The sequence below is a fragment of the Betaproteobacteria bacterium genome (assembly GCA_009377585.1).
In the GTDB taxonomy this organism is placed as follows: domain Bacteria; phylum Pseudomonadota; class Gammaproteobacteria; order Burkholderiales; family WYBJ01; genus WYBJ01.
The window spans coordinates 28782-30165 of sequence record WHTS01000074.1 but is presented as its reverse complement, the minus strand read 5'-3'; the positions used below and the strand labels follow the sequence as shown (position 1 = coordinate 30165).

The window sequence follows — 1384 nt, the reverse complement described above, 5'->3', positions numbered from 1 at the left end:
GCATCAGCACTTCGTCGATCGCATCGTGCTCACGCGCGGCTGGCTCTCCGGCGCGTTCCAGGTTCTGCTGCACTCGCCGGACGTCGCGGCGCGCATCGCCAACATCGGCGATTTCGTCCTCTACCACTCGGTCCTGCCGCCGGCAGTCCAGACGCTCGCCTGCCTCATCGCGGCGCGCGAGCTCGACTGTAACTACGCATGGGATGCGAGCGTGCGCCGCGCCCGCTTGGCCGGTGTGGACGGCGCTCTGATCGAGGCCCTCGAGCACGGCAAACCGCTCACCCCACTCGCTGGAGAACACAGCGTCATATTCAGTTTCTGCCGCCAGCTGCTGCGCGGAAACCACCACATCGCCGAAGACACCTACCAGGCCGCGATCAAGCAGCTCGGCATTGCGGCGACGGTGCAGCTCGCCGTGACGGTTGGTTACATCGCGATGATGAGCCTGGTCGCGAACGCGTTCGACGTACCGCCTGCGGGGGACGACTCGAAGCCCGCGCTGTAGTATCCAGCCGTCGCATCCCTCTGCTATACGCTCGCTGCGAGCACGCCTCCAAAGGCTCGGGCGAAGCTCGCCGCCGAGGACAAGCACTTCGTCGAGGCCGCGCGCGCAACGATCATCGTCTGTCTCCACGCCTCGTGGCGCCTACACTCTTTCGCGCGGCGGGCGCCGGGCGCAATAGCGCGGGGTGAGTGTGGCAAGGTAGTCGATTCTTCCGCATACGGCACGATCTGGCCGGGAAGGTGTTCGTCCGGGCCGCTCGGTTCCGCAGTATGATGGCCCCGATCGTTACCGAAGCTGTGCGGGTGATCGCAGGATCGCATTCGCGTCGATTCCGAACCACTCACAGGAGGACATCATGGCGGTGACCAAGCTGGCGAGCAGGCAAGCAAAAAAGCAAGCGTCGGTGAAGGACCGGGTCAGCGAAGCCGAGTGGCAGGTGCGCACCGACCTCGCCGCCGCCTATCACCTGGCCGTCATCTACGGCTGGACGGACATCATCCTCACGCATTTCTCCGCCCGTGTGCCGGACGCCGACAACCACTTCCTGCTCAATGCCTATGGCCTGATGTTCGACGAGGTCACCGCATCCAATCTGGTGAAGGTGGATCACGAGGGCAATATCCTCGAAGACATCACCGGTCTTGGCATCAACCAGGCTGGCTTCGTCATCCACGGCTGCGTTCACACCGTGCGGCCCGACGCCCACTGCGTGTTGCATACCCACACGCGGGCGGGGATTGCCGTGTCGGCCATGAGCGAAGGCGTGCTGCCGCTGAGCCAGCATTCCATGCGCATCGTGGGCGATGTCACCTATCACGATTACGAGGGCATTGCGCTGGATATGGACGAGCGCGAGCGCCTCGCCCGCGATCTGGGCCC

General features: G+C 64.7%; 2 protein-coding genes. Both read left to right on the top strand.

Annotated features, from left to right (window positions below; genetic code table 11):
• Positions 1-505: hypothetical protein (locus GEV05_20505; GenBank protein MPZ45726.1), on the top strand; the 505-nt coding region annotated here is incomplete at its 5' end.
• Positions 506-860: 355 nt separating this feature from the next.
• A partial coding sequence (locus GEV05_20500) for a class II aldolase/adducin family protein (protein MPZ45725.1) occupies positions 861-1384 on the top strand: 524 nt, incomplete at its 3' end.